This is a genomic window from Paenibacillus sp. J2L1-98, from assembly GCF_056269405.1.
Map to the genome: position 1 here is coordinate 58896 of NZ_JBWDNW010000006.1, position 26414 is coordinate 85309.

The window sequence follows — 26414 nt, forward strand, 5'->3', positions numbered from 1 at the left end:
GCCGACCAGTAACGGATCAGGAAATCAACGAGAATTCCTGTTTCGTTCGGAAGCAATAGAGCTATAATGTAAAGAAAGCAGAAGGGAGGCTAATTCTTGAAACCTATATTACAGCTGCAGCATTTGCGGAAAAATCGCAATGACTTAGAAAGCGGACCTCTGTTCGCGAATGTATCGGCAGATATTGCAGAACCGGCGATTATTGCCCTGCTCGGCGTCTCCGGTCAAGGGAAAAGCACGCTGCTCCGTATGCTTGCCGCTTTGGATAACATAGATGAGGGAGTTGTCCGATTACATAACGTTTCACTGCGCGAGACGGACCCGAGGACATGGCGAATGAAGGTTTGCTATGTCGCGCAGCAATCGGTCATGCTGCATGGCAGCATCGAACAAAATTTGAAGACGGTCAGCCAGCTGCACCGGATTCCGTACGACGTTAAGCTCGTACAGCATTTGCTGCCGCGGCTGGGACTGGATCATCTGGACGTGAACAAAAACGCAGATCAGTTATCCGGAGGGGAAAAGCAGCGGGTATCGCTGCTTCGTTCGTTGCTGCTGCACCCCGAGGTGCTTCTGCTCGATGAAATTACGGCCTCGCTCGACCGGGGCAGCAAGGAAAGGGTTGAACAAGTGCTTGAGGAATGGCATCATCAAGAAGGAACGACGATGATTTGGGTCACGCATGATATCGAACAGGCGCGGCAAATGAGTAAGACGGTATGGTTTATGGGCGAGGGGACATTGCTGGAAAACAGCGCAACCGCTTCTTTTTTTGAACAGCCGGCAACCGAGCTTGCAAGAAACTACATTCAAGCGCCCGTGCAAAAGGAGCAGACATGAGCATCTTAGCGCTTAGCTTTACGCTTTTATTCGTGATGATTACGATGCTCGTATCCGTCTGGCAAAAGCTGGGGCTGGAGCGGGATATTGCGATAGGAACGGTGCGCTCTGCGCTGCAGCTGCTGCTCGTCGGCTATGTGCTGCAGTTTATTTTCAACACGAGCAATCCGCTGTTTATTTCGCTGATTCTTGTGCTGATGATTACAGTCGCATCCTATAATGCGGGAAAGAGAGGCGAAGGGCTCCGCGGCATCTTCTGGAAAATCGCGGTGGCCATTACATCAACGGAGCTGCTCATGATGGGTCTGCTGCTCGGTTTTCGTATTATTGAAGCTACGCCCCAGTATATTATCCCGATAAGCGGCATGACGATCGGTAACGCGATGGTCGTATCGGGCTTGCTTCTGAATCAAATGAGAAGAGAGGTTGGAGCCGCGCGGGGCGAGATCGAGACGCTGCTTTCACTCGGGGCGACGGCTAGACAAGCGATTCAAGACGTCATGAAGCGGTCGGTTAAAGCGAGTATGATTCCGACGATTGACGGTATGAAGACGGTGGGACTCGTTCAGCTTCCGGGCATGATGACGGGGATGATTATCGCCGGCGCCAATCCGATTGAAGCGGTGCGGTATCAAATTTTAATTGTGTTTGCATTCGCAAGCTCGGCAGCCGTTACGAGCATTATTTTAAGCCTATTAAGCTATAGACAGTGGTTTACGAAAGATTTGCGCATTCAAAATATCGAGCAAAAAGGGTGATCGGACTCGTGAGAGTATACAAGAGCGGGACAGCATTAGTAAAGCAAATTGCCGGGACGGAGCTGCCTGAGCAGGCATTGGCGCTTTGGGCACTCGGGCAGGAGGGGTTTCTCGTCAAATGGAAAAGGAAAACGGTGCTGTTCGATCCTTACTTGACGAACTGGGTTTATGAGCTGTGCGGCCCGCCATGGTCGCGGGCGTTCGAAACGCCGCTTGCGCCGTCGGACTGTTTGGATATTGATTATGTCATATGCTCGCATCATCATGAGGACCATATGGACAAGCTGACGCTGCAGGTTATCGGACAATCCGCCAAAACGCGCTTTGTCGTGCCGAGAGCCCATCTGCCTTTAATGAAGGAATGGGGCTTCCGCGATGAACAGCTTATTGGCATCTCCCACGGGCAGACGCTCGAGTTGGAAAACGGCTTAAGGCTCGAGGCTTTTGCCGCCAAACATGAGCAATTTGAACAGGATGAAGCGGGCGAGCATAAGTTTTTGGGGTACGTGGCTAATTTCGAAGGCATTCATCTCTATCATGCCGGAGATACGGTAGGATTTCCGGAGCTGGTCACTTGGCTGCAAAGCAGGCAGATCGATATTGCTATGCTGCCTATTAACGGACGGGATTTCGTTCGCAACGAGCAGGGCATCGTAGGCAACTGTAACTATCGCGAAGCGGTCGAAATCGCGGTGCAAATGAATACCGATCTGTTGATTCCGATGCATTACGGTCTATTTCCGCATAACGATGAGAACCCGGCTTATTTTGTCGACTACATACAGCGCTATTACCCGGCACAGAAGTTCCATATGTTCGCCCCTGGCGAGCGGTTTATTTATATGAAATAAACGCAATCCGATAGGCAGGCTCTATCTCAGCTTAAATACGGCAACGCCGGCGACCATGATGCCGACGCCAATCAGCTTGTTGGCCGATATCCTTAACTGCAGGCTATATTTTTTCTCCAGCGGGGTATCCACATGAATTTGCTGACCGCAGGGCAAAATGAGAAAAGAGTGATGACTGGAGGTTGAACTGCTGTGGCAAACAGAGGACTCGTGACGGCAATTACAGCTGTTGGAGCGGCGCAGCTGCTTAAGATGCCATTGTATTATGCGAAAACGGGGGAGTGGGATGTTCGTAAAATGGCCGGATCAGGCGGCATGCCAAGCGCTCATTCGAGCGGAGTTACGGCGCTTGCTGTTTATACGGCTACTAAATACGGTGTAAAGACGCCGGAATTTGCGATTTCTGCCATGCTTGGCATCATTGTGATGTATGATGCGATGAATATTCGCAGGCATACGGGTGAAATTGCAATGCAGGTGAACGATTTGGATGAAGATGTCGAGAGATTAGCCGGCGATCAACCAGGCATTTATCATAAACGCCAGCGTCATAGGCTTAGGGAAAGCTTAGGCCATCAACCGCATGAGGTTGCGGCGGGCTCTCTGCTCGGGGCTGTGTTTGGGTTTATTGGAGCGATAACCGCATGCCGCAATAAGTGAAGCAGCAGCGAATAAATGTTTGAAAACAGGTTTAAGCGCTCTAAGGCTTAAGCCTTTTTTTATATAGAAACATGCGGCCTTAGGAGATTATGCTTTCCATCGTTTAATGAATAGATTTCAGATAGCGGGGGCATTTCGTTAGCTATATAATGGGGAAAGATGACATTTTATATGCACTAATATTAGGGGGAATTCAGGAGTGACGGAACAATTATTGTGGATGCATGGAGCGCCTTATGCGGCGGGGAATGAGGATGAGGATTGTCCAGCCATTACCCCTTATCTTGTGGAAGGCGACGATCGTCCCGCGGTTATTGTATGTCCGGGCGGAGCATACGGCGCCAGAGCCTATCATGAAGGCGAGCCGATAGCCCAGTGGCTGAATGGATTAGGAATTTCTGCTTTCGTTCTACGCTACCGGGTGGCGCCTTATACATACCCATGTGCGCTGCTGGACGTACAGCGGGCCATTCGTACCGTAAGATATAAGGCGGGACATTTCCGCATCAATCCAAATAAGATAGGCGTTCTTGGCTTTTCTGCCGGCGGCCATTTAGCTTCGAATGCAGGTACGAGCTACGACAAAGGAAATGAGGCTGCCGAGGATATTATTGAACGGGAATCCTGCCGTCCGGATCTGCTCGTATTATGTTATCCCGTCATTACGCTTAAAGAACCATTCACGCATGCCGGCTCAAGAATGAACTTGATAGGCAAGGATGCAGAGCTTGAAAAGGCAGAGCAATTAAGCAGCGAAGCGAATGTAACCGAGGATACGCCGCCGACTTTCTTATGGCATACGTCGGATGATGCGGCCGTTCCCGTTGAGAACAGCCTGATGTTCGCCGCTGCGCTAAGCAAGCACAATGTGCTTTATGATCTTCACGTGTACGCGAAGGGCCGTCATGGGCTTGGCTTGGCCGAGGATGAGGAGCATACGAAAGAGTGGACGGCTGCATGCGCATCCTGGCTTGCATACAATGGATTCAAGTAATTGCACAGCCAGCTTAGAAGCAAACGATTATTTGTCTGATGAAGCTGCCTTTCCTGGTGGTGCAGCGATCGGAAATGGTGAAGCCTGCACCAGCTATTAGCCCGTCGATTGGATCAGCTGTGATGATAACGGCTTTGCTCGCGATTCGGCGGGCATGCTGCAGCAATGACAGCTGATCCGCCGGCGTTGTGCGAGAGTAGTGATTATAAGGCATATCTAAAATCGCAGCATCGTAGTGCCCTGAGATATCGGCAATATCGCCGCATGCGACATTCGTCTTAAGCTCGAAATGCGCCAAATTTTCAAGCGCTCCGCGAATGACGAAAGGATTGATGTCTCGGCCGGCGATGTCGATTCCCATAGATAACGCTTCAACGAGCACCGTCCCGATGCCGCAGCAGGGGTCGATCGCCGTCACTCCGTCCGACCTGGGTACGGCAATATTTGCTGCTGCCCGCGCTACACGGGTGCTTAATGCGATTGAATAGCTGCGCGGTTTGTGCATATGTGTAAGCCAGACGGCATTGCTTTTGATATAATGACCGAAATACCAACGTCCGCCCCAGGTTAAAATGCCGAACAAATGATCAGGATTTCGTACATCGGCTTCCCCTTCAATATACATGCCAATTTCGCGTTCAATGACACGCTGGTCGTCGAAATCGATTTTATCTTCCGGCGCCAGGTCATTCATTTTGACGAAAATCACCTTGAACGTCGCATCGGCTAACTCGATTTGCTTCACTTGCTCCCAAATATCCTCTAGACGCTCGCCCTGATACAGCACCTCGATCCGTTCTCTCATAAACGGGCTGCGGTCGGGATGAACGGCTATCCCGCTCATCAAGAGGCCGGACTCCGCGTGCTCACCAAAAAACGAGCGCATTTCTAAATGACATAGTTCCGATTCCTCTAAACGATATCCATAGGTATAAATATATAACGGTGCTTGCTCTTTACTCTTCAGTGAAGTCGCATCCTTTACATGAACGAATTGAAACCTCTATTATACGCTAAATGGATGGCTGACGCTGCTTAATACTAATTAGCTTTACATGGAAGAGGGTGCTTGCTTATAGCGATGAAAGGATTTAAGGCAAAAGGGGAAAGCTATTCCCAAACAGCGATGGCAGATTACAATTGTGCTGAAATTGGGGTTAATTGGGTGATGTTGGGCTTAAAGCTTAATGAGGGGTTCCGTGCGGTGTTGGTATTATATCGTTGGCGGCAGCGGAGGACGCTGCCGCTTCAACGAATAGGGAATAAGTGCTGTTACCCGAGAGCTTATCCAATTAAAGTCACGGCTTGTTGTTCGGCGAGCATTAGACGCTCACGTACGCGGACGACTTCTCCAATAATAATGAGCGCCGGATTGGCAAGCTTCATCGTGACGGCAAGCGTATGAATATCTGAGAGCGTTCCGACGATTGTGCGCTGTCGCGTAGTCGTACCCCGCTCGATTAACGCTACCGGAGTTGAAGCGGCCTTGCCATGCTTTAGCAGCTCTTCCCTTATTGCGGGCAGCTCGCTTACGCCCATGTAAATGGCTAATGTGTCAACGCTGTGAGCAAGCAAATCCCAGCGAATTGGCTTCTTGTCGCCATGACAACGGCTGCCGGTTACGCAAGCGAAGGAAGCGGCATATTCGCGATGTGTAACGGGAATGCCTGCAGAAGCGGCAGCGCCGATTGCTGAAGTTATGCCGGGCACAATCTCATATGGGATTCCCCATGAAGCCAGCTCCAACGCTTCTTCAGCGCCTCTTCCGAAGACGAACGGATCGCCGCCCTTAAGACGGATGACCGTTTTGCCTTCTTGAGCGTACTTCACGAGCGCTTGATTAATAAGCTGCTGCGGCATGGCATGCGAGCCAGGAGCTTTGCCGCAGTAGACCAGTTCCGTATGGGTGCTGGCATAACCAAGCAATTCCTTGCTAATGAGCCTATCGTACAAGATAACGTCTGCCTGCTGAATAAGTCGCATCGCTTTAACTGTAATAAGCTCTGGGTCGCCTGGACCTGCTCCGACAATATAGACCTTGCCTGTCATTGATTTTCTCATAGGCTGCTGCTCCTTCTGGCGTGCATGTCCGCCTAGTGTTAGTTGCTCCGAGTATGAGCTTTAAACGGTTACGAAAATGGCTCCGCTCTCGCGGTCAACTTCGGTTTCGAAGGTGTTGATGCAGCCTTCGTCAGGCTCGTGCACTTTACCGCTGCGCAAATCGATTTTCCAATCATGAAGCGGACAGTGTACGTCTGTACCGCACACCATCCCTTCGGAAAGCAGACCGTTTTTATGCGGGCATCTATTTTCTACGGCAAGCACGCTATCGTCCGACAAGCGGAATACGGCAATTTCGATATCCTTAATTGTAATTCGGCGCGATCCTTTTACATCTATATCCGATAAGTTAGCTACAAACAGCTTTGTAGTTGTCATGGGTGTATTCCTCCTTGAACGTTTTGTGAAGCAAAACTTACTTCGTAAGCGTAAATTTTATAGTTGTTGTACCGGCTGAGGGCTGGACAATTCCACGAAATTTTTACGCAGTTCGTCTGTTTCAACAATTTGCTTCCATGGATCGGTCGTCAAGCTGAGCGTTTTCTCGATACGGGATTTAAGGGCAAGACGTTCTTCACGACTTTCCAGCGCCTTCTTAACATGATCGAGTCCGACGCGCTCAATCCATTGAGCCGTACGCTCATTCCATTGTGCATTTTCGCGGTAAAGCTGTAAAAATGCAGAGGACCATTCCATAACCTCATCCTCGGTTTTGACGATGCAGAGGAGGTCAGTCGCACGTACTTTTACGCCGCCGTTGCCGCCGATATGAAGCTCCCAGCCGCCGTCTATAGCGACTACGCCAAAGTCCTTAATCGTAGCTTCAGCACAATTTCGCGGACAACCGGAAACGGCAAGCTTAACCTTGGCTGGCGTATTGAGACGCTCGAATGCTTTCTCCAATTGGATACCCATGCTGATAGAATCCTGCGTACCGAAACGGCAGAAGGTGGAGCCGACACATGTTTTAACTGTTCTAAGCGTTTTGCCGTAGGCGTGTCCGGATGGCATATCAAGCTCTTCCCAAATTTTCGGGAGATCCTCTTTCTTAACGCCAAGCAAGTCGAGACGTTGTCCGCCTGTAAATTTAACCATCGGAACGTCGAATTTCTCAGCGACTTCCGCAATTTTCTTCAAATCAGCAGGGGAGGTTACACCGCCGTAAATACGCGGTACAACGGAGTACGTGCCATCCTTCTGAATATTTGCATGGTAGCGCTCATTGGTAATCCGGGATTCATTCTCGTCAACATATTCCTCCGGATTGATCATGCCGAGGTAGTAGTTAAGCGCTGGACGGCATTTCGAGCAGCCCTCGGGATTGTGCCAGCCGAGTACGTTCATAACCTCTTTTGTGGAATTGAGATTCATTCGTGTTATTTCTGCAACGATCTCGTCTCTGTTAAGGGTCGTACATCCGCAAATGCCTTCTTTAACCGGCTCGCCCAATGAATCGCCGGCGTAAAGTTGAAGCAATCCTTCGACTTGCGGCTTACAGCCACCGCAGGAAGCGGAAGCTTTCGTGCAGGATTTAATCGCGCTAACCGTATTACAGCCCTTGTTCGTGATGGCATCGGCAATCGTTCCTTTTGAGACGCCGTTACATCCGCAAATGATTTCATCATCGGCCATTGCCTCAAGCCTGCTGCTGCCGGAGGATTGGCCGAGCATATCGGATGAAATGCCGAGCAATATTTCCTTCTCGCGTCCTGCTATCGATTCGCCGCTCTTAATGGTAGCGAATAACTCAGCGCCGTCGGAAGTGTCGCCGAATAGTACCGCGCCGACCAGCTTGCCGTCTTGGACGACGATCTTCTTGTACGTGCCTGCCATATCGTCTTGGATCTTGAGCGATTGAGTGCCTGGCGCTTCATCGAAGCGTCCTGCCGAGAACACGTCAACGCCGGATACTTTAAGCTTTGTGGAAGTGACGGATCCGGCATAGCCTGCGGTTTCGACGCCTGCAAGATGCTTGGCCAGCACAGCGCCCTGCTCATAAAGCGGAGCAACGAGGCCGTAAGCGATGCCGCGGTGCTCAGCGCATTCGCCGACAGCATAAATGCCGGGAATGCTCGTTTGCATAAAGTCGTCAACGATAATACCGCGGTTTACTTCGATGCCAGATGCTTTGGCAAGCTCAATGTTCGGCTTAATACCGACAGCCATAACGACCAAATCTCCGTCAACCTCAGTGCCGTCAGCAAAAGTTAAGCCGGTAGCGCGGCGTTTCCCCTTAATAGAAGTTGTACTTTTTTGCAATAGAAATTGCATGCCCTGCGCTTCCAGCTCGCGCTGCAGCATTTTTGCAGCCGCTTCGTCCAACTGGCGTTCCATCAGATTGCCAAAAATATGAACGACGTTTACTTCCATGCCGAGGTGAAGAAGTCCTCTGGCCGCTTCCAGACCGAGCAAGCCGCCGCCGATTACGACTGCTTTTTTATATTTTTGGGAGGCGTCGATCATAACCTCGCAATCATGGATGTCACGGAATGCAATAACGCCTTCTTTGTCCGCGCCGGGAAGAGGAAGCATGAACGGATTGGAACCGGTTGCAATAATGATAGCATCGTATTCGACCTCAAGGCCGAGATGGGAGGTGACTTTTTTAAGCTCCGTATCAATTTTTGTTACCTTATGGCCCGTGTGCAATGTAATATTATTTTCTTTATACCAATTCCAGTCGTTGATGATGATTTCTTGCATATCCGCGCCGCCTGCCAGAACGGAGGAAAGCATGATCCGGTTGTAGTTCGGATGAGGTTCGGCGCCGAAAATCGTAATGTCATAACTCTCAGGAGAAAGCTTAAGAAGATGCTCGATTGCCCGAACTCCTGCCATGCCGTTACCGATGAGTACTAATTTTTTCGTTTTCGTCATTGTGTTGATCTCCTCTCAATCTGTTTGAGCGAAATAAATAAAAGCCTGCTTCAATTCCAAAGTGAACGCACGTCCCCTAGGAAATTGAAAGCAGGCTTCTTTGCCGCTTCAAACGAATACACCGTTGTACCCGTGAATAATATGAATTTGATAACGTAAATATACACTGATTTTCGAGTTCATGTCAATATACTTAACATCGATAATGGGTGAAAAAACTTGGATAGTGACAATTTCATGTTTTCTATGTTATATATAATCACAAAGGGTATCGACTAGCGCTTCATTTTAAAATATAAGAAGCTATGAGTATCACAAGTATAACCTTGCTTATATTTCACTGCGAGACGAACTATTGCGGTCAACGTATGGCGTTGGCCGTTTACACTTGCAATAAAGTCGAATAGGAGGGGGCGCTTCTAAATGCGTTCTTTGTTAGTAGTCGATCATCGTGCGGCAAACGAGGGAGCAATGGCGGACCCTCAATCGGATCAGCTTTCCAAGAAACAAACGCCAAAATATTTACTTGAGACATACGGGTACCACGTTCTTCGCGCAGGTGACGAGAAGAAGGCTGAGTTGCAAATGAGCAGCGCAGACGCAGTCATTCTTCATTTACCTCTTAGCGAAGTCAAGCAATGGGGAACGAAGCTGCTAAAGCAAAAGACCGTCCCGATGCTATGGTGGTGCAGCGCAGCTTCAGCTTCCTTATCCGCCGCATATTGCGAGGACGACGCGCCAATAGACGGTATTCTCACGCCTTCGATGAGCGAACAAGAGATGCACTGGGCCCTTCATTTCGGATCTAAGCAATGCTTCGAGAGGCTGCAGTGGAAGAACGAGCGCAAGCAGCTGGAAGGGCGGCTTGAAGAGCGGAAGTGGATCGATATGGCAAAGGGTATTTTATGCAAAATTAAAAATATTTCTGAAGCGGAAGCTTACGACGTTTTGCGCAAACAGGCCATGAATGAACGCAAACGCATGGTTGATGTTGCAACATCGATCGTTAAGGTATATCAAATACTTCAGGATCAAAAATAAAGGGGGCTTTGCGATGATGATCAACCTATTGAAGGAAGTCGGCCGGGGCAAAAGGGGAGCGCGGGACCTCGGGTATGACGATGCGTTGCTTGCGGCAAATGCGATCCTTGAATTAAAGGCGACCCCGGCGCAAATAGGCGCCTTTTTCATTGCTGAACGTATAAAAATGGAAAGCGTCGAAGAGCTTGAAGCTTTCGTAACGGTATGCCGCCAGCATGCGCACCGCACCCCCATTCAGCAGGGAATCGACTGCTCCGGCCCATATGACGGCAGGAAAAAATCGTTTTTCGCCACGTTTCCTACGGCATTTATACTCGCGGCCGCCGGGCTTCCGGTTACGCTGCACGGATCGGCATCCTTGCCTCCAAAATGGGGCATAACGCTGCATGATCTGCTGAAGGAAGCCGGTATTGATGCGGATTCGTTAGCCCGGGACCGGATTGTTCAAACGGCAGCGGATACAGGCGTGCTGTACGTGCCTGCCGAGGAATGGTGTCCGCCCCTTAAGGCGCTGCGTTCCATTCGTATTGAGCTGGGCATGCGAACGGTGCTCAATACGGCTGAGAAGCTGATAGACTACTCAAATTCCCCTTATTTAATTTTTGGGGTTTATCATAATACCGTATTTGAGCGCATGGCGAAGTTAGCAGACAATTTGCAATACAAAAAAGCGCTCATCGTGCAGGGAATGGAAGGTTCCGAGGACTTGTTCATCGAGAGGCCAACCCGCACTTATTTCGTAGAAGACGGACAATCGCAGCTACATATTATTGATCCGGACACCTACGGCTTAGAGACGCCTGTTCCGGAAATCGATTGGACGCCAGCCGAGCAATTGCGCGTTTCGGAATCCGTCCTGCAAGGACGCGGACATATCGCCTTCGCGAATCAAGTGATGCTTAACGCAGCCGTAAGGCTGAAGCTGGCGGAGAAGGTTGAATCGATTGAGGAAGGGCTGTATACGTGCAACGATTTGCTCGATAATGGCGCTCCTTGGGAGATTTATCGCAAATGGCAAAATTCACTGCGAAGTGAAAGTGCTTTGCCTTGCCGCACCAAATAGCAACGAAAGAAAGGAAGGCTGCCGGGCATAGGTGCTCGGCAGCCTTCCTTTCTTTCGTTCTAATCCTTTAGCGGATGGTCCGATTGCCCACACGTTTGCTCTTTCCGGCTATTCTGAAGGGAAGACAGGAAGCGGCGAACGGTGAACCGAATTCCCAGCTGAAGAGAATAGCGGCCAGCTTAAATTTGAGCGCCAAATAATAGATGTACTCTTTCACGCTGCCGCATTTGCACAAGAAGCCTAGTTCCTTGGTGCTGTCTGTAACCAACTCAAGAGTAACAATTCTTGCGACATCCTCTTTTGCGGGGACAGTAGGACTATTCTTGAAATTTCTGATCAGCATGCCATAGATGGAACGTATATGGTAGGCTGCCATGTCTCTTCTATAATGATCGTGGGCGAGCAAGCCGAAGTGTTCGGAAAGCTGCTTCCTTAGCTGATATTGCAAGACCATGTTTCGCTCCAGATAAGGTTTATAGGGCGTGCTCATTAGACTGTCCAAATTGTTAACGGTGTAGAAATATAACGGGTCCGGGATCGCGTAGACGCGCTCGGAGGTCAGCAGCGCTTCCAGATTAAAGACCGTATCCTCTCCGATCGTCAGCCCCTCATGGAATTGAATGCCCCGGCTTACAAGCGGCGTCCGGAGGAACAGGCTCCGCCAAGCAAAGCATAAATCGTTGCCGGAATGAACGGAGACTGCGCTTAGTACAAAATCCTTCCCGTTCATAAGTGTATGGAGTCTGAAGCGGGGGGAGAAGCTGAGCTTGGTCGGGACGGTCTCGTAGCCGCTGATGACGATATCGCAAGCATGCTGCTCCGCAGTGGCATAAAGCTTAACGAAAAATAACTCGTCGATTTCATCATCAGCATCGAGGAAGGCGACATATTTGCCGGTTGCGGCGTTGAGGCCGACGTTTTTGGTGCTGCTCGTTCCGCCGTTTGGCTTGTGAAGCAATTTGATTCTGACATCCCTGGCGGCGAACTCCTCGCAAATGGCTCCGCTGCGATCCGTAGAGCCGTCATTAACCAGCAGCAGCTCAATTTGGCGGAAGGGCTGTTGAAGGATACGATTTATGCATCGGCCTAACCATTTCTCCGCATTAAAAATAGGCACAATTACACTAATGGCGCAGTCCATACGCTTCACCTCGGGAATGATCAATATTTCATGGCGCGGCCAGGATAGGTTTTAAAATCATCATATCACATTCGTTATAAAGAACAAAACGTTATTTTCTGTACGTTGAACTTTCGGTTGGTTAGCGGTTTTTTATGTTTGTTTGTTGGGAAATTTATTATTTTCGCAGATACTGCTATACTGAAAAATGGAAAACATATCTAACAAAAGGTGAGCCTGAGTGAGAATATGGAGCTTGAAGCAACTTGGGTAAACCCATGCAAGAAAAGCAGCATGCTGCGGATGATCGGTAAGAGGAAAAGGAGGATATCATGTCATTTGTAAATCGGTTGCGATGGTTTTTTAAGGATAGATGGGGAAGCTACGCGGTCGCCATCGGCATCATGGCATTAGTTAGTTTGCTCTCCACGATACCGCCCAATCTCATCGGGAGAACGGTCGATCATATCCGTGAAGGACAGCTTACCTCGGCCGGCTTGACGCAGACGGTGCTGCTGCTTATCGGACTTTCGCTGACGCTCTACGTCATGGTCTACATATGGATTACGACGCTGTTTGGCAATTCGGCGCTAATTGAGAAGGTGCTGAGGGGCCGGCTGCTTGCGAATTTGACGAGGATGACCCCTGCTTTTTTTCAGCGTAACAGCACGGGGCAATTAATGGCGCTCGCTACAAATGACATTTTGGCTATTGGACAAACGGCAGGCTACGGCGTTATGACATTGGTTAATACGCTCGTTGGCGCTTCTGTAGTCGTCATAATGATGGTTTCGCTCGTAAGCTATAAATTAATGCTTGCGGCCCTCATTCCGCTGCCGCTGCTGGCGGCCGTTATCAGCAAGCTTGGCAAAAAAGTGAGAACCCGGTTTCTGGATGCGCAGGCCTCCTTCGGCAAAATGAACGACCATGCGCTGGAGTCGATTTCCGGCATACGCGTTATCCGCTCCTATGTGCAGGAAAACGATGACCTCGCTGCATTCGATAAAGTGACCTCTGAAGTTATGCTCAAAAACAAGCGGGTATCCCTATTAAATGCTCTTTTTCAGCCTATTATTTCATTGATTGTCGGCGTCAGCTATTCCATCGGCATAGGTTATGGCTCTTATCTTGTTTTTCAAGGCGAAATATCGCTCGGCCAGCTCATTTCGTTCAATATTTATTTGGGTATGCTCATTTGGCCGATGATCTCCTTTGGCGAATTTATTAATGTGCTGCAGCGCGGAAGCGCTTCGGCCGACCGGCTCGATACGGCGCTTACGCAAAAGCCGGATCTGTCGGATACAGACAAGCCGGTTGGGATAACAGTGCCAACGAGCATTGAAATGAAGCAGCTGACATTCACTTATCCTGCGGCCAGCCACCCGAGTCTGGACAACGTATCCTTGCAGCTTGAGCGCGGCCAGACGCTTGGTATCGTAGGCAAAACGGGAAGCGGAAAGAGTACGCTGCTGAAGCAGCTGCTGCGCCAATATCCGCTGGAGCATGAGCGGTTGATGATAGCGGGCGTGCCTGTGGAGCGGATAGCGATCGACCAGATGAGACGCTGGATTGCCTATGTGCCGCAGGAGCATTTGCTGCTGTCTAAATCGATCAGAGACAATATTGCGCTTGGCAAGCCGGACGCGTCTCCTGAAGAAATCGCCCGCGCGGTAGAAATGGCTTCCTTTACAGAGGATATTGCGCTGATGCCCGAGGGGCTTGAAACCATCGTCGGTGAAAATGGCGTTATGCTCTCAGGCGGGCAGAAGCAGCGTCTGGCGATTGCGCGGGCTTTGCTCATTGATTCCGAAATATTGCTGCTGGATGATTCGCTGTCGGCGGTCGATGCGCGGACTGAGAGCCGGATTCTTCATCATATCCGCTTGGAACGCGAGGGAAAGACGACGTTTATTACGACGCACCGCCTTTCCGCAGTCAGTCATGCGGATTGGATTATCGTATTGAATGAAGGACGGATCATAGAAGAAGGCACGCATGATGAGCTCATGCTGTTCGGAGGCTGGTACAAGGAACAGTGGGAACGTCAGCAAATGGAAGCGAGCTTGGAAGAATGAGGAGGCTAAAGCATGCCAAAGCAATCGACGGCGAGAAGACTATTCGGATACGCTCTCGTTTATAAGTTTAGAATTATCGGCGCGCTGCTTATTCTTTGCTGCGCGGTAGGCGCTGAGCTTGGTGGTCCCTTTATTATCAAAACGATTATCGATAAGCACTTGTCGGCCGGCGGGGGGGATTTGCTGCCTGTTCTCGGGCTGCTTGCGCTTTATATGGGGCTGCTGCTCGTCGCCAGTATCGGCAATTTCTCGCAAGCCTACATGCTGCAGTCGACAGCGCTGCAAATTATTAAGAACATGCGTATGGATTTAATGGGCCATATTCACCGGATTCCGCTGCGCTATTTCGACAATACGCCAATCGGGCAAATCGTATCGAGAATAGCGAACGACACAGAGGCTGTGCGGGATTTGTTCATGAGCTTCATGGCAACCTTTGTCGTCAGTTTCGTCCAGCTGATCGGCATTTTTACGGCGCTGTTCATATTGGACATGCGGCTCGCGCTGTTCTGCCTGCTCCTGCCTCCGCTTTTTGCGCTTATCATGGCCGTACATTTGAAATATTCGAAGAGGTACATTACGATTATGCGCGCCCGGCTCAGCGACATGAATGCGATGATTAATGAATCGATTGTGGTCATGCAGATCATTCAAGCGTTTCGCCGCGAGAAGGTGACGCTGGATGAGTTCGAGGTGCTGAATGAGGATCGGTACGTCAATCAAATTAAACAGTTCAGAGTGTTTTCTTTATCCTCGCGAAACATTGTGGGCACGATCGGCAGCCTGTTAACGGCGATGGTCATTTGGTATTTTGGCCGCGCGTCGCTCGAGACCGCTATTTTATTCGGCGTGTTTTATGCCTTCATCGACTATTTGGGCCGCATCTTTCAACCGATCATCGGTATTTTCGATCAGCTGACGAATGCGCAGCGGGCGTTCGTATCCGCGGAGAAGGTGTTTGCGATCCTTGATATGGAAGGTATGAATGTCGAATCGATCGAGCATGTGAAGCGGCCGGACGGGGTCGTGAAATTCGATAACGTCACCTTTGCGTATAAAGCAGGCGAAGATGTGTTGAAGCAAATTTCGTTTGAGGCTCGAAGGGGAGAAACAGTCGCTTTAGTCGGTCATACCGGCTCGGGCAAAAGCTCAATAATGAACCTTCTGCTTGGCTTTTATGAGCCGGATAAAGGGGCTATTACGATTGACGGCCGGGATATCTCAACGTTCTCTAAGCAAGCGCTGCGCAAGCATATGGGGATCGTGCTGCAGGATCCGTATTTATTTGCCGGGGACATTAAGTTCAACGTCAGCCTTTATAATAAAGACATTACAATTGAACGGGTGAAAAGCGTGCTGAAGGATGTCGGCGCGGCACCGTTCATCGAGCAGCTGCCCGGCGGCTATGATGAGCTGGTAGTCGAGCGGGGCAGTACGCTTTCCTCCGGTCAGCGGCAGCTTATTTCCTTCGCCAGGGCGCTAGCCTTCGATCCGTCGATACTTATTTTGGACGAGGCGACGGCGAGCATAGACAGCGAGACCGAAGGGCTAATTCAGCAAGCGCTGCGGGTGGTCAGCGAGGGCCGGACGACGCTCGTTATTGCACATAGGCTGTCCACGATCCGCGATGCCGATCAAATTCTCGTTCTGCATCGCGGCGAAATCGTCGAGCGCGGCAATCATGATTCGCTGATGGCGCTGGGCGGCAGATATTACAAAATGTATCAGCTGCAAAAGGGCGAGAAAGCCTCGGCGGAAATGACAGCCGTAACGAAAGAAGCATAGACGCATTGGTATAGAGTAGGGAGTGCCATGTATGTGACATTTGGTGATAGTGCTGGTTGTAGGCAGAGAGTGTTGCAATTATATCGCTCTTAGCGACAATGAGGCTTGATATGATACAATGGCGGTACGTAAACGATTAGGAGATGACAAACGATGACGGATCAAATCAATGAGCAGGAGCTTGTGCAATACATAGCAGCCGAAACGAACCTCGATGCGGCCAGCATCTTGCTTGTGTTGAAGCATGAGCAGGCCTTTATCAATAATGCGAACGAAGATGCCAAAGGCGAGGTGGACATCGACAGCGACGAGCTGGTGGATTATATTCTCAGCCGCAAAGACGTTAAGCTGGACGAGCTGAAGGTAGAGTCGATTTTGGACGCTGAAATGGACTATCTGATGGACAAAGGACTTGCAGGCTACGTGGACTAACGTGTTGAAGAAAAGACTCACGCCCGCATGTAATGCGGCATGAGTCTTTTTTTTATGTACAGGATGAGGCTTGGAGAAGCATACGCGGCATTTAGATTCATATCGTGAATCTAATTCAGCTGTGTGCGAGGAAAGTTGCGGATTAGTTTCCGTTTACGATGCTAAATGCCCGGTTTCAGATGGGTGGTGCTAATAATGTGATTTTAGTTTCGTAAACTGAAACTAATGGGCGATAAAAAATAGAACCTTCGAATTAGTTTTATAAAATGAATCTAATGGGTGGAAAAAATAGAACCTTCGAATTAGTTGCGTAAAGTGACACTAAACATCGCTGCGGCTTGCACCTTGGATACGGGGAATTGAATCGGATGTTGAAGGGTGCGCCCGAGAGGATTGTCAGTGTTTGTAAAGCGGGAGGATACGGCAAAGCTTCTATCGAGTGTGCCTGCATTTTTGAAAGAATGCCGTTATTGTGCTACAGTTAGTGGATACAATCGGAAAAAATGGAGGTTGAGCTGTTGGCGAAGGTACATAAGGGGTTATCATCAATAGAAATTTTCAAACGGTTTATATTCATAACGATCGGTTCGGTTCTAATGGGCGTCGCCTTGGAATTATTTCTTGTTCCAAATGATGTTATCGACGGAGGCATAGCTGGTATTTCGATTATGCTGGCGCATTTAACACCGCTTCCTCTAGGCCTGTACTTGTTCCTTGTGAACGTACCGTTTCTTATTCTCGGATATAAACAAATTGGGAAAACGTTCGCTATCTCGACGCTTTACGGGATTATCGTCATGTCGGTCACGACGTCATTGCTTCATCATGTCGATGCGTTTACAGAGGAGAAGCTGCTGGCGGTTTTGTTCGGCGGTCTTATTCTGGGAGCGGGCGTCGGTCTTGCGATTCGTTTTGGCGGTTCGCTTGACGGCGTAGAGATCGTGTCGATCCTCATTTCGAAGAAGCTGCGCATGCCTGTCGGACAAATCATTATGATATTCAACGTCGTCATCTTTGTCGTTGCGGGCTTCGTATTTGAATGGGATTCGGCGATGTATTCGATGTTTACTTATTATATTGCGATAAAATTGATCGATATCGTCGTGGAAGGTCTCGACGAGTCGAAATCGGTGACGATTATTTCGAGTGAATTCGAGGAAATTTCCCAGGCAATTATCGATCGTTTAGGACGCACAACGACATTGATCCAAGCGCGCGGAGGCTACTCGAAGGATGAGACGCAAATGATTTATTGCGTCGTATCCCGTCTTGAGCTGGCGAAGCTGAAAGCAATCGTGCAATCTATTGATCAAAATGCGTTTATTGCCATTGAGCATGTGTCCGACGTTATGGGCGGCGGATTTAGCAAAGGCAGCATACACTAACGGAACTAACAAAGGTGAACAATCGTTAATCCATAAACTGACATTCAAACGGATAACCGTCTGAATGTCAGTTTTCTTTTTATGGGAATCAAATGCGTTTTAAATGTTTGTTGATCCCTTTTGCGCAGCGATTGCTTTCGGCAGTCCCTTGTCCCGGATCCCGAGCAGGAAGAGCAGGGCGATAACCATGCCGCCTGATGAAAAGTAGAAAAGCACCGAATAACCGAGCAGATCAATCAAACCGCCCATTAGCGGAGGCGATGAAATGGCGGCCAGCGAGGAGATCAAATAATAGATGCCCGTACGGGTACCGATGCTTTGCTCGTCTCCGAGGGTGACGATGAAGGGGTAGGAGTTAATGTTGATCATTGCCCAGCATATGCCCCCCAATAATAGCAGTGCGCGAAGCGGCAGCAATGCATCAACAAACGAGATGGCGGCGAAAATCGCGATTAGGCCAACGACGCCAATGGCGATGATCCGTTTTTTGCCGAAGCGATTGCCGAGCAGTCCGCTCGGAATGGCGGCGAGGACGAAGGCCAGCGAGAAGAAGGCAAGCGAGAACGCCGATTGACCTTCCGTGAGATGCAAATGGTTTGTGCCGTACAAGGTGAAGAAAGCTTCGACGCCTTGATAGGACAGAAACCAGAAAAAAATAGCGCCCAGCAGGAAGAGCGTAGGCCGGTTCCATTGTCCCCTGAACGATATTTTTGACTTCACCTCTACCGGCGCGTAGGCGATAGCATCCCGTTTTTCCTTGATCGTACTCAAGAGAACGACCAGACAGATTAGCGTCAAAACGGATGCTGTCAGAAATGGGAGCGAGACATGCTTCTCATATAGTAACGAGCCTCCCGAGAAGGCGATAATGGAGCCGATGCCGCCCATGAAGTTGATAATCCCGTTCGCCTGCGTCCGCTTGCTGTCTTTTGTAATATCGGGCATAAGCGCAATGGTCGGCGAACGGTATAAGCTCATCGAAAGATTCATGAGCACCATAAACAAAACGAGCGTTAACAAGCTGGTATGCCAAGGGATAAGTGCTCCAAACAAAGCGGCGAGCGGCATGCCGATGAGCAGGTAAGGCATTCTTTTGCCCAGTCGGCTGTTCGTGCGGTCGCTGCGGCTGCCGATCCAAGGCTGCAAAAACAAAGCGAAATAATTGTCGATCGTCATCATAAAGCCGATAAGCGCAGTGCTCGTCAAAAATTTGGCGAGGAAAAAAGGAACGAATGCGTTGTACAGCGCCCATGTGATGCTAATGCTGAAAAAACCGAACCCGAGCAGCCATGTTTTTTTCATTCCGCCTGCACTCCTCTCCTTGTGAGCACTTCTGCCAGACGATCCGGAAAATCGGTAATGATGCCGGCCGCTCCTGCATCGAGCAGCTGCTCCATCTCGGCCGCGTCATTAACGGTGAACGGATGATAGCCGATGCCGTGTGCGGACGCCTCTGCTATCCATTCGGGCGTTACCGCATATTTGTAGGCATGCAGCGCGTCTGCCTGGACGGCCGCCGCATAATCCCAAGGACGATAAAGCCCTTCCATGTACAACAGGCCGGTACGGATTTCGGGCGCCAATTGCTTGCACAGCACGAGTGAGTAATGATTGAAGCTGGATAGGATGACGCGATCCGTCATTTGATAAGCGCGAACCATTTCGATCACCTTATGCTCTATCTCCGGATAGAGGATGACGCCGTTTTTGAGCTCGATATTGAGGATGATGCCGGTAGGCTGCAGAAGCTCGAGCAGCTGCTCGAGCGTTGGAATCCGTTCGGCGTGGAAGGCTGGAGCGTACCAGCTCCCCGCGTCGAGTGAGGCAAGCTCCTTGTAATCGGTATCCTTTACAAGCTTGTTGAGACCAGTCGTTCGCGCTAAGGACTCATCATGAATGACAATGATTCGGCCGTCCTTGGTCAGCTGTACATCGGTTTCGATGCCCGTAGCGCCAAGCTCGAGCGCTTTTTTGAATGCCGCAAGCGTATTTTCGGGACAGCAGCCGCTTGCTCCGCGATGGGCGAAATTAATGGGCGTTTTGATAACGGTTCATCCTCTCGGTTTGAAGGGTATCTAAGCAACTAAGCGTAGCGGTAATAGATGTGGACGCCGATAATAGCAAGGTAAAGCCGTAATCAAGCATATGGAACAGCCCGGCTTCGATGCTTGTATCGCTAAATACGACCAGCATCGCAAGCGTGCCGATCTTTGTCGTATAGTGCTGCGGAATGAGCAGGAATTGTCCAGGGCGGCGTCTGTGAACCATTTGACATGTGCATAATAATCTATAAGCTGTCATTCCTCTGGCTAGGTATGTTTTACTATTGTTTACGAGGATCGTAGCATATTGCCCTCCATAATAAAAGTGGCTGGACAGGGCTGCTAAAACAAAATAAAAAAGACCATTTACATACCCTATGGGGGTATGTTAGTATAAATTCAGAAGCTTATACCCCCTGGAGGTATGTGGGATGGATAACCGTACGATAAACAATGGGGCTCATGAGCAATCGCATGATTCAGCTGACTGCTGTGATTCGATTGGTCCGCGAAAGAGTCATCATTCGGAGCAAATGAAGGACAATTTAACGAAGCGTCTCAACCGGATTGAAGGGCAAATTAGAGGCGTGAAGGCGATGATCGAGAAGGATACGTATTGCGATGACGTGCTTAATCAGATCGCTGCGGCACAATCCGCTCTGAACAGCGTCGGCAAGCTGCTGCTGGAGGGCCATTTGAAGAGCTGTGTTATCGAACGCATTCAAGCGGGAGAAAGCGAAGTTATTGACGAATTGCTGGTTACCGTTAACAAACTAATGAAGTAGTGGAGAGGGGAATTTTACGATGGCAAATACAGTATTGAAGGTTGAGGGCATGACATGCGGACATTGCGTCAGTGCAGTTGAGAAAGCAGTCGGCAGCGCGGGTGCAGTGGGCAAGGTGGATTTGGCGGGCAAGAAAGTATCGGTCGAGTTTGACGAGACGAAGGTAACGATCGAGGCTGTCAAAGCGGCAATCGAAGATCAAGGCTATGACGTCGTCTAAACAAGAGGCATGAGGCTGAAGAGGCTGTGTAAGCCTCTCTTTTTTTCAAAAAAACATACCCCATGAGGGTATGTAGGCGGTAGGTGAGCAAGTATGGGCAAAGCGCAGACGACCATTCAAATTACAGGAATGACATGCGCAGCTTGCGCGAATCGGATTGAGAAGGGTCTCAATCGGATGGAAAGCGTGGAGGCGAATGTGAATCTGGCGTTGGAGCGGGCATCCGTCAGTTACGACCCGCTCGTGATGGATGACGCCAAGCTGGAGCAAAAAATTATAGATCTCGGCTACGGCACAATTAAACTGACCGGGGATCCGGGCGATGGCGCCGGCGATTACAAGCAACAAGAAATTAGAAAACAGCAGCTGCGCCTTGCCGTTGCGATTGTGCTTTCTCTACCGCTGCTGTGGGCGATGGCGGGACATTTCTCCCTCACAGCCTTCGTGCCCGTACCGGCGCTGTTCATGAACGCCTGGTTCCAGCTTGCGCTGGCCGCCCCCGTGCAGTTTATTATTGGCCGGCCGTTTTACGTCGGCGCGTACAAAGCCCTGCGGAACGGCAGTGCCAATATGGATGTGCTTGTGGCGCTCGGAACGTCAGCAGCCTTCTTCTACAGTCTATATGTAACGGTACAAACCTTGAACGCATCTGGTCATGGTGCGCATGAGGCGGAGCTTTATTACGAAACGAGCGCCGTGCTGATTACTTTGATCGTGCTTGGCAAGCTGCTTGAAGCGTTAGCGAAGGGAAGATCATCTGAGGCGATCAAGACGTTAATGGGGCTGCAGGCTCAAACGGCGGTCGTCATTCGGGACGGCTCTGAGCAGCGCGTGAGCATAGAGGACGTTGTCGTTGGCGATGTGCTGATCGTGAAGCCGGGTGAAAAGATTCCAGCAGACGGTTTCGTGCTGGACGGCGCTTCAACGGTCGATGAATCGATGCTGACCGGCGAGAGCATGCCGATTGAGAAACGTCAAGGCGATAACTTGATTGGCGCAACGATAAATAAAAACGGCGCACTGCGCATGCAAGCGGAAAAAGTCGGCAAGCAAACGGCGCTCGCGCAAATTATTAGAGTGGTGGAGGAAGCGCAGAGCTCGAAAGCGCCTATTCAGCGGGTTGCTGATCGTATATCGGGCATATTCGTGCCGATTGTAACGGCTTTGGCTGTTATCGCATTCGTGGTCTGGTATTTGTTTATTGAGCCGGGAGATATAGGGAATGCCTTAGAGAAGGCGATTGCGGTGCTTGTTATCGCTTGTCCATGCGCACTCGGACTCGCTACTCCTACCTCGATTATGGCCGGCTCGGGCCGTGCTGCCGAGCTGGGCGTGCTGTTCAAGGGCGGGGAGCATCTGGAGAGCACGCATCATATTGACACGGTTGTGCTGGATAAGACAGGTACCGTAACGAAAGGAAAGCCCGAGTTAACGGATATTCGGGTATCGACCGGCTTCGAGGAAGCGAAGCTGCTCAGCTGGGTAGGCGCGGCAGAGAGAAGCTCGGAGCATCCGGTTGCAGAAGCGCTCGTCGCAGGCATTGCGGCAAGCGGGATCATAATGCCCGCTGCCAGTCAGTTCCAGGCGGTGCCGGGCTTTGGAATTGAGGCGCAGGTTGACGGGCAGCAATTGCTGGTAGGCACCCGGAAGCTGATGGAGAAGCATGGCGTGAGCATTCAACCGGTATTAACCGAGCAGCAGGAGCTGGAAGCGGAGGGCAAGACAGTCATGCTAATTGCCGTTAACCGGGAATATGCAGGCCTCGTTGCCGTTGCCGACACAGTGAAAGAAACGTCTGCGGAAGCCGTTGCCCGCTTGAAGGCTATGGGGATAGACGTTATGATGCTGACCGGCGACAATGAGCGGACCGCGAAGGCAATCGCCCGCCTCGCCGGTATTGAGCGCGTGCTTGCCGAGGTGCTTCCTGAGCAGAAAGCGAAGGCGGTTCAGGAACTGCAGGCGGAGGGAAGAAAGGTCGCCATGGTGGGCGACGGCATGAACGATGCGCCGGCACTCGCTGCAGCCGATATCGGGATGGCGATCGGCGGTGGCACCGACGTCGCGATTGAAGCCGCGGATATTACGCTGATGCGCGGCGATTTGAACAGCATCGCTGACGCCATTCGGATGAGCCGCGTTACGATGGCTAATATCAAACAAAATTTGTTCTGGGCGCTCGCGTACAATGTGATTGGCATACCGATTGCCGCTGCCGGCTTCCTTGCCCCTTGGCTGGCGGGAGCTGCGATGGCGTTAAGCTCGGTGTCCGTTGTACTGAATGCGCTTAGACTGCAAAGGATGAGATGAATTTATATGTTGAAGGTAAAGGGAAATCAAACAAAGTATCGCAAGCGCTCTGCCGCAGCATCATTAATCGTACTGAGCTTGCTGGCCGCTGGCTGCGGCAGCGCCGCAAAGGACGAGCATGCGCAGCATGCTGCGCCTCGTGAAACGGAGGCGGCTTCTAATGAGCACAGCGGGCATTCCACGGATGCGGCGGCAAATGCTGCCGGTAATGAAGAAGCTCCAGAAAACCACAGCGGGCATGGCGGTCAGGCTGACTCCGAGGATATGTCTCAGGCGAATGTGAAGCTGGACTGGCGATATTCGCCGGAGAGCCCAAAGTCGGGCGAAAAGACGAATATCGAGCTCTTCCTTTATGATGCGGCCGGTAAGCCGATCGAGAAATACGATGTCAATCATGAGAAGCTGATGCATCTAATCGTCGTAAGCGAGGATATGTCGGAATTCAGCCATATTCATCCGGAGTATGCGGGAAAAGGGAAGTTTGAGGTGGAAACCTCCTTCGTTAAAAGCGGAGCGTACAAGCTGTTCGCGGATTTTATTCCGGCAGGCTCTACGCAGATGACGGTAACGTCCAGCTTGAAAGTATCCGGCGCGAAGCAAGCGGCAGAACCGCTGAAGAAGGATGCAGCGCTCATGAAAGCCGTTGACGGCGTCGCTGCTTCGTTAAAGGTATCCTCTCTTAAGGCAGGGGAGGAAACGGATTTAACCTTTACGTTTAGCGATGATAAGACGAAAAAGCCGATTACCGATCTGCAGCCTTACTTAGGAGCTATCGGACATGTCGTTATTTTGAACGAGGATTTGAGCCGTTACCTGCATGTTCACCCGAAGGAAGGCAACGAAAGCGGGCCAACCGCCGAGTTCTCGACAAGTTTTCCAGAGCCGGGCTTATATAAAATATGGGGTCAATTTCAACGCGAAGAGAAGACGTTCATCGTTCCGTTTACGATCGGGGTCGAGTAACGGGGGACCAGAAAGCAGCATACTTTAAACGTTTATAAAAATATTAATCACCCTCTACAGGGTGATTTTTTTTATGGGAAGAAGCATCTAAAATACGCGCTGTTATGCGGTTTTTCAGCAGGCATGCTTCTAAAACGAGAAAACGCTTTCCAGAAATATTGCAATAAACCGATTTTAGGACTTGAAAACCTGAAAATACGTGTTAAACTAATCATGTAATAAATTTATTAATCAATTAACATAATAGTTACTTCTCATGGGGGTGAAGCATAAACCGAATAAGTATGCGGGTATCTGAAGGATCAGATGCCATTCCGCACTTAACGGTTAACAAATTTATTAAAATATAAGTATGCAAAGTTGCTGTTTTTCTAGGCTGCTTATATTTTGGGCAAAACGGGCGCTTTGCGGGCAAGGCAGTGCGTGAACCGTTTTCACTTGATGATGCTGCTTACTAAAGGGAGTCATAACAGCATGATAGACAAGAAGAATGAGTCATTGCTTCGTTTAAGCAGTTTGTACTGATTAACAATTGTATTAAACATAGTTGTTATAGCCGTCACCAGAAATAGAGTGAGGTACTAATGACTATATCGTTTAAGGGATGAAATGTAAACGCTTTATTTGAAAAACGAGGGAGGATTTTCAGATGAAAAAGATGGCAAGCACTTTCATTTTTATGTTGGCTCTCATTATGCTTATTACCGCATGCTCCAGCGGTGCGGGTACGAATACCGTCAATAACGCCCAAGGAAACACGCCGGCGAACGCGGAAGGTAACAAGGATGCGGCGGCAAACGAGCCGGCAGCGGAAAATGCAGAACCGGATGGCGGAGTTGCCAAGTCGACCGTTGATCCATCGATTACCGGTGAAGTCACGTTCTGGACATTCCTTGACAATAAAGAGAAGGATGCCGCTTTGCAAAAAGCATTTAACGAAGCGTATCCGAACATTAAGCTGAAAACGATCTTCGTACCGTTCGGCGATTTGCATGATAAGCTGCAAACGACTTTGGCAGCAGGCAAAGGCGCGCCGGATGTGGCGCTCGTCGAGCAGGGTCAATTCCCGCGCTACAGCACAGGAAACGTGCTGGAAGATTTGCTTCAACCGCAATACGACGCCGGCAAATATCAAAGCCTGGTATCTGAATACAACTGGAACCGTTGGTCGTCTATCGACGGCAGTAAATTGCTCGGTATGCCGTGGGACGTTACGCCGGCCGTAACCTACTACCGCGCAGACATTTTTGAAGAGCTGGGCCTGCCTTCCGATCCGGCTGAGCTTGGCGAATACATTCAAGATCCGGAAAACTTCTTCACGCTTGCCCAAACGTTGAAAGCAAACGGCAAGTACGCGATGGAATGGCGAGATTCACCGGTTCACTGGCTAGGCGATTCGCTAGGATACTATGACAGCGAAATGAACTGGGTCCGTAATACGGACGAGTTCGTGAAATTCCTCGATATTTCGAAGCAGGTTAACCAATTGAAAATTGCTCCGCATGATGGCATTTACAGCGACAAAGGCAAGCAGCGCGTGAAAAAAGGCGAGTCTCCGATGTACGTAGCGGGAACTTACGGCGCACGTGATCTGGAAATCAACTTCCCGGATCAAAAAGGCAAATGGCGAGCGACGACGATGCCTTTCGGTCTTAACGTAGGTATGGGCGGATCGACATTTGTTATTCCTTCGCAAAGCGGCAACAAAGACGCGGCATGGGCATTCGTAGAGTTTATTACGACTTCCGAAGCAGCATGGAAGCTGTGGATCGAACAATCCGTTCAACCGGATTACAAGCATATTACGAGCCAAGAATGGTACCTGGCTCATACAAATCCATATCTCGGCGATCAAGAGGATTACAAGTTCTACAATGAGCTTGCCGGCCTGATTCCGGTAAGACGTTACACGCGTCTTGACGGCATGGCTTGGCCGCTGTGGGTTGAAGGTGTGCTCAAAGCGCTTGATAAAAACATCGATTCGAAAACGGCTATTCAACAAACGCAAGAAAACATTGAGAACAAGCTGAAGGCCGAAAAGGAAAAATTGATCAAAGAGCTTCAGCAGTAAGCTATAGCTTCTGTAGTATTGACCGCTTCTGATTGCCCGGATCATCCTTCCCGCGAAGGATGATTCGGCATGTTAACTCAACCA

23 protein-coding genes and 1 pseudogene are annotated in these 26414 nt (G+C 50.0%); 16 read left to right on the top strand and 8 right to left on the bottom strand.

The window, feature by feature from the left end:
* Positions 1–96: 96 nt before the first annotated feature.
* The 5 genes from AC0YNZ_RS13815 (at position 97) to AC0YNZ_RS13835 (ending at position 4103) form a co-directional block, all read left to right on the top strand.
* Positions 97–840: an ABC transporter ATP-binding protein gene (locus AC0YNZ_RS13815; RefSeq protein WP_475827150.1), complete on the top strand. Its 744-nt coding sequence runs from the start codon at positions 97–99 to the stop codon at positions 838–840.
* A complete protein-coding gene (locus AC0YNZ_RS13820; protein ID WP_475827151.1) occupies positions 837–1598 on the top strand; it encodes an ABC transporter permease in 762 nt (253 codons plus the stop codon). Before AC0YNZ_RS13815 ends, AC0YNZ_RS13820 begins: the two co-directional genes overlap by 4 nt.
* Before the next feature lie 8 nt (positions 1599–1606).
* The gene (locus tag AC0YNZ_RS13825; RefSeq protein ID WP_475827152.1) at positions 1607–2449 is read left to right on the top strand and encodes an MBL fold metallo-hydrolase; all 843 of its coding nucleotides are present in this window, start codon (positions 1607–1609) and stop codon (positions 2447–2449) included.
* A 192-nt stretch (positions 2450–2641) separates the two neighbouring features.
* The gene (locus AC0YNZ_RS13830) at positions 2642–3109 is read left to right on the top strand and encodes a divergent PAP2 family protein (RefSeq protein WP_475827153.1); all 468 of its coding nucleotides are present in this window, start codon (positions 2642–2644) and stop codon (positions 3107–3109) included.
* Positions 3110–3329: 220 nt separating this feature from the next.
* Positions 3330–4103 (top strand): alpha/beta hydrolase, encoded by a 774-nt coding sequence (locus AC0YNZ_RS13835; protein ID WP_475827350.1) that lies wholly within the window; start codon positions 3330–3332, stop codon positions 4101–4103.
* A 13-nt stretch (positions 4104–4116) separates the two neighbouring features.
* Here AC0YNZ_RS13835 and AC0YNZ_RS13840 read toward each other — a convergent pair whose 3' ends face one another.
* The 4 genes from AC0YNZ_RS13840 to nirB form a co-directional block, all read right to left on the bottom strand.
* Positions 4117–5070 (bottom strand): TRM11 family SAM-dependent methyltransferase, encoded by a 954-nt coding sequence (locus tag AC0YNZ_RS13840; protein WP_475827351.1) that lies wholly within the window; start codon positions 5068–5070, stop codon positions 4117–4119.
* 317 nt (positions 5071–5387) lie between these two features.
* Positions 5388–6152 (bottom strand): uroporphyrinogen-III C-methyltransferase, encoded by a 765-nt coding sequence (cobA, locus tag AC0YNZ_RS13845; protein WP_475827352.1) that lies wholly within the window; start codon positions 6150–6152, stop codon positions 5388–5390.
* 72 nt (positions 6153–6224) lie between these two features.
* Entirely contained in the window at positions 6225–6542 is a 318-nt protein-coding gene (gene nirD / locus AC0YNZ_RS13850; RefSeq protein ID WP_475827154.1) for a nitrite reductase small subunit NirD, read from the bottom strand.
* Between the two features lie 57 nt (positions 6543–6599).
* Positions 6600–9041 (bottom strand): nitrite reductase large subunit NirB, encoded by a 2442-nt coding sequence (nirB, locus tag AC0YNZ_RS13855; protein WP_475827155.1) that lies wholly within the window; start codon positions 9039–9041, stop codon positions 6600–6602.
* Positions 9042–9464: 423 nt separating this feature from the next.
* Here nirB and AC0YNZ_RS13860 point away from each other — a divergent pair, with 423 nt between their 5' ends.
* Both AC0YNZ_RS13860 and AC0YNZ_RS13865 read left to right on the top strand, forming a co-directional pair.
* Positions 9465–10082: an ANTAR domain-containing response regulator gene (locus tag AC0YNZ_RS13860; protein WP_475827156.1), complete on the top strand. Its 618-nt coding sequence runs from the start codon at positions 9465–9467 to the stop codon at positions 10080–10082.
* A 16-nt stretch (positions 10083–10098) separates the two neighbouring features.
* The gene (locus AC0YNZ_RS13865) at positions 10099–11145 is read left to right on the top strand and encodes an anthranilate phosphoribosyltransferase (protein WP_475827353.1); all 1047 of its coding nucleotides are present in this window, start codon (positions 10099–10101) and stop codon (positions 11143–11145) included.
* Between the two features lie 67 nt (positions 11146–11212).
* Here the strand turns inward: AC0YNZ_RS13865 and AC0YNZ_RS13870 are convergent, their stop codons facing one another.
* Positions 11213–12286, bottom strand: coding sequence for a glycosyltransferase family 2 protein (locus AC0YNZ_RS13870; RefSeq protein WP_475827157.1), 1074 nt, complete (start codon positions 12284–12286; stop codon positions 11213–11215).
* Positions 12287–12597: 311 nt separating this feature from the next.
* Between AC0YNZ_RS13870 and AC0YNZ_RS13875 the strand changes: the two genes are divergently transcribed.
* From AC0YNZ_RS13875 to AC0YNZ_RS13890, 4 genes are all read left to right on the top strand, one after another.
* Complete coding sequence (locus AC0YNZ_RS13875; RefSeq protein WP_475827158.1) at positions 12598–14340, top strand: ABC transporter ATP-binding protein; 1743 nt, start codon at positions 12598–12600, stop codon at positions 14338–14340.
* Between the two features lie 12 nt (positions 14341–14352).
* Positions 14353–16125 carry an ABC transporter ATP-binding protein gene (locus tag AC0YNZ_RS13880; RefSeq protein WP_475827159.1) on the top strand — a complete coding sequence of 591 codons (1773 nt, stop codon included), beginning with the start codon at positions 14353–14355 and terminating at the stop codon, positions 16123–16125.
* A gap of 153 nt (positions 16126–16278) precedes the next feature.
* Positions 16279–16557, top strand: a complete 279-nt coding sequence (locus AC0YNZ_RS13885; RefSeq protein ID WP_475827160.1) for a hypothetical protein — start codon at positions 16279–16281, stop codon at positions 16555–16557.
* A gap of 518 nt (positions 16558–17075) precedes the next feature.
* A complete protein-coding gene (locus tag AC0YNZ_RS13890; protein WP_475827161.1) occupies positions 17076–17942 on the top strand; it encodes a YitT family protein in 867 nt (288 codons plus the stop codon).
* 99 nt (positions 17943–18041) lie between these two features.
* Here AC0YNZ_RS13890 and AC0YNZ_RS13895 read toward each other — a convergent pair whose 3' ends face one another.
* Genes AC0YNZ_RS13895 through AC0YNZ_RS13905 form a run of 3 tightly spaced genes read right to left on the bottom strand, consistent with a single transcriptional unit; the run spans position 18042 to position 20243 of the window.
* A complete protein-coding gene (locus AC0YNZ_RS13895) occupies positions 18042–19244 on the bottom strand; it encodes an SLC45 family MFS transporter (protein WP_475827162.1) in 1203 nt (400 codons plus the stop codon).
* Positions 19241–19987: a glycerophosphodiester phosphodiesterase gene (locus tag AC0YNZ_RS13900; RefSeq protein WP_475827354.1), complete on the bottom strand. Its 747-nt coding sequence runs from the start codon at positions 19985–19987 to the stop codon at positions 19241–19243. Before AC0YNZ_RS13900 ends, AC0YNZ_RS13895 begins: the two co-directional genes overlap by 4 nt.
* The gene (locus AC0YNZ_RS13905) at positions 19971–20243 is read right to left on the bottom strand and encodes a hypothetical protein (protein ID WP_475827163.1); all 273 of its coding nucleotides are present in this window, start codon (positions 20241–20243) and stop codon (positions 19971–19973) included. The genes AC0YNZ_RS13900 and AC0YNZ_RS13905 overlap by 17 nt, the downstream gene beginning before the upstream one ends.
* A 172-nt stretch (positions 20244–20415) precedes the next feature.
* Between AC0YNZ_RS13905 and AC0YNZ_RS13910 the strand changes: the two genes are divergently transcribed.
* The 5 genes and pseudogenes from AC0YNZ_RS13910 to AC0YNZ_RS13930 all read left to right on the top strand — a co-directional run bounded on the left by AC0YNZ_RS13910 (position 20416) and on the right by AC0YNZ_RS13930 (position 26330).
* On the top strand, positions 20416–20769 hold the full coding sequence (locus AC0YNZ_RS13910) for a metal-sensitive transcriptional regulator (RefSeq protein ID WP_475827164.1): 354 nt from the start codon (positions 20416–20418) through the stop codon (positions 20767–20769).
* Positions 20770–20788: 19 nt separating this feature from the next.
* Complete coding sequence (locus AC0YNZ_RS13915) at positions 20789–20989, top strand: copper ion binding protein (protein WP_056635073.1); 201 nt, start codon at positions 20789–20791, stop codon at positions 20987–20989.
* Positions 20990–21088: 99 nt separating this feature from the next.
* Positions 21089–23296 (top strand): annotated as a pseudogene (locus AC0YNZ_RS13920) (heavy metal translocating P-type ATPase); the annotation flags it as partial.
* Between the two features lie 6 nt (positions 23297–23302).
* Positions 23303–24259 (top strand): hypothetical protein, encoded by a 957-nt coding sequence (locus tag AC0YNZ_RS13925; RefSeq protein ID WP_475827165.1) that lies wholly within the window; start codon positions 23303–23305, stop codon positions 24257–24259.
* 649 nt (positions 24260–24908) lie between these two features.
* Complete coding sequence (locus AC0YNZ_RS13930) at positions 24909–26330, top strand: ABC transporter substrate-binding protein (protein ID WP_475827166.1); 1422 nt, start codon at positions 24909–24911, stop codon at positions 26328–26330.
* Positions 26331–26414 lie beyond the last annotated feature (84 nt).